The organism is uncultured Megasphaera sp., from assembly GCF_958350005.1.
Taxonomy (GTDB): Bacteria; Bacillota; Negativicutes; order Veillonellales; family Megasphaeraceae; genus Megasphaera.
The window spans coordinates 1-3,250 of the sequence record NZ_CATWFF010000212.1 but is presented as its reverse complement, the minus strand read 5'-3'; the positions used below and the strand labels follow the sequence as shown (position 1 = coordinate 3,250).

Sequence of the window (3,250 nt, the reverse complement as noted above, 5' to 3'; positions counted from 1 at the left end):
CGACAATCTCATCACTCTTCATCAGCGTAAGTTGGAAAAGCTTCAGACCATAAAAAAAGCATTGTTGGAGAAGATGTTTGTAGAGTAACAGGTGTCTGCAAGATGAATCGGAAAGGAGTGAGCCTGTGATTTATACAAAAGAAGAAGACTTTGAACGGGACCTGGTGCAGACCTTGACATCGCAAAAGGGATGGTCTCCTCAGGTACTTCGTTATCCAACAGAAGAAGAACTGATTCAGAACTGGGCAGATATTTTGCTGGCCAATAATAAAAGCATTGACCGCCTGAATAATATTCCCCTGACGAAAAGCGAAATGAATCAGCTTATGGAGCAAATTGTAAAGCTCCGTACGCCCATTCAGCTCAATGGATTTATCAATGGCGGCTCTGTGTCCATTGTCCGGGATAATCCGGCTGATACTCTTCACTACGGCCGGTCGGTGAGCCTCAAGATTTACGATCGACGGGAAATCGCCGGCGGCCAGAGTATGTATCAGATTGCCGAACAGCCTGTATTTTCGGCGAAGAACCGCATGCTTCAAAGTCGACGCGGCGATGTGATGCTCCTCATCAATGGTATGCCGGTTATACACATTGAGCTGAAAAAGAGCGGCATTCCTGTCAGTCAGGCGTGCTGGCAAATCGAAAAATATGCCCATGAAGGTGTATTTACGGGATTATTTTCGCTGGTACAGATTTTTGTAGCCATGACGCCGGAAGAGACTGTCTATTTTGCCAATCCCGGTCCAGACGGACGGTTTAACCGGGATTATTTCTTCCACTGGGCCGATTTCAATAACGAGCCCATCAACGACTGGCAGGCTATTGCGTCCAGCCTTCTTTCTATTCCTATGGCTCATGAAATGATCGGGTTTTATACCATTACCGATTATAGTGACGGTGTTTTGAAAGTACTCCGCAGTTACCAGTACTATGCAGCCAATGCCATTTCCGACCAGGTCGCCAAAACTCGCTGGGATGAAGGCGATCACCGCTTGGGCGGCTATATCTGGCATACGACGGGAAGCGGCAAGACCATGACCAGCTTCAAGACAGCCCAGCTCATTGCCGACTCCAATGATGCCGATAAGGTCATTTTCCTGCTTGATCGGATTGAGCTGGGAATTCAGTCGGTCAAGGAATATCGCAGTTTTGCCGGTGAACGCCAATCCGTTCAGGATACGAAGAATACCAAAGCCCTCATTGCCAAACTGAAAAGTGATGATACAGCGGATACGCTTATCGTCACGTCGATCCAGAAAATGAGCAACATCCGGGAAGATGGCCTGAATGGGGCCGATCTGGCGGCGATGCAGCAAAAGCGCATCGTCTTCATCATAGACGAAGCTCATCGTTCTACCTTTGGCGATATGCTGGCAGTCATTAAAGAGACCTTCCCGCAGGCTATCTTCTTTGGCTTTACAGGTACGCCTATTATGAAGGAAAATGAAAAGAAAAAGAATACGACCACCTCTGTCTTTGGCAATGAACTTCATCGCTATACCCTGGCTGACGGCATTCGGGATAAAAACGTCCTCGGTTTTGACCCATATATGGTACAGACCTATAAGGAACGGGATGTACGGGAAGCCGTGGCGCTCCGTGAAGCGAAAGCCAGTACAGTGGAAGAAGCCCTGGCTGATCCCAAGAAGTGCCGCATATATGACCATTTTATGAATGCCTCCGTTGTCCCCATGGCAGCGTACACGGAAAAAGATGGTGAGAGCGTCAGAGGAATTGAGTCCTATGTGCCGCGGGCCCAGTATGAACAGGAAGAACATCGCCGTATGGTGATTACGGATATGCTGGAAAACTGGACGCGCCTTTCGCGGAATCGAAAATTCCATGCCATGTTGGCCGTATCCAGTATTCGCGAAGCTGGCGAATACTATCATTTGTTTAAGACCATGCAGACAGAACTGCATATTGCCTGCCTGTTCGATTCGTCTATCGACAACAACGGCGGCGCCATTGCAAAAGAAGACATGCTTGTGGAAATGCTCACCGATTACAATGCTATGTTTGGCCAGGAGTATACCATTCCCACCTATGACCGATATAAGAAGGATGTCGCTGCCCGGCTGGCACACAAGATGCCTTATGTGCGTCTGCAGCCAGGACAGGAACTGGATCTCCTCATCGTCGTCGATCAGATGCTGACCGGTTTTGATTCCAAGTGGGTAAATACGCTGTATTTGGACAAGGTACTGCGCTATGAAGGGCTCATACAGGCCTTTTCCCGGACGAATCGCCTTTTTGGCCCGGATAAGCCTTTCGGTACTATCCGCTACTACCGCTATCCTCATACGATGGCGGTCAACATTCAGCAGGCCGTCAAGGCTTACTCCGGCGATGCACCGGCCGGGCTGTTTGTAGATCATTTGGAGCAAAATACGGAAAAGATGAAAGAAATTTTTGTCGACATGCGCCGTGTCTTTGCGGCAGAGTCGTCAGATTTTTCCGTTCTGCCGAATGATCCGGCGGCACAGAAAAAATTCGCCGCTGATTTCAAAAAATTCAATGAATACCTGCAGGCAGCCCGGATACAAGGCTTTACATGGGAAGAAGGAGGCCCGGCTATTGATGCCGATGAACATGAGTATACGGCCCTGCTGCAGCGATATAAGGAAATGGTTAATAAGCCCAGAGATCCGATTGATGATAGGAAACATGATGATGTTCCTTTTGACATTGAAGGGTATCTTACGGAAATCGATACAGAGGCCATTGACGCCGAGTACATGAATTCCCGATTCGAGAAATACCTCCGCGTCCTTCATCAGGAACACGTTGGGGAAGAAGAAATGCAGGCGACGCTCAATGATCTGCACCGGTCTTTTGCTTCCCTTTCGAAAGCAGAACAGAAGTATGCCGACTTGTTTCTCCATGATGTGCAGAGCGGCTCTGTTACGCTGGTACCAGGCAAGACCTTCCGAGATTATGTGATGGAATATATGAAACATGCCAAAGACGCGCATATTCATCGCTTTGCTGCTGATATAGGCTGTGATGAAGCAAAACTGCAGGCCCTCGTGAATGCAGGCGTAACGGAAAAGAACATCAATGAATTTGGCCGGTTTGACGAGTTGAAGAAGACCGTTGTCCGGGAAAAAGCAGCCCAGTACATTGCGAAAAAAGAACATAAACCATTGCCTCCGATGCTGGTAAACGTAAAAGTGGATCAGGAACTGCGGAATTTTGTCCTGCGACGGGGCAAGGTGGCAGAAGATGAGGAAAAATAGAGAATAAT

Annotated in this window: 1 protein-coding gene; it reads left to right on the top strand. The window is 48.3% G+C overall.

All coding sequences use genetic code 11. From position 1 onward, the window contains the following. Nucleotides 1-125 precede the first annotated feature (125 nt). Nucleotides 126-3,242 (top strand): type I restriction endonuclease subunit R, encoded by a 3,117-nt coding sequence (locus tag Q3886_RS09615; protein ID WP_301861236.1) that lies wholly within the window; start codon nucleotides 126-128, stop codon nucleotides 3,240-3,242. The last annotated feature ends 8 nt before the right edge of the window (nucleotides 3,243-3,250 follow it).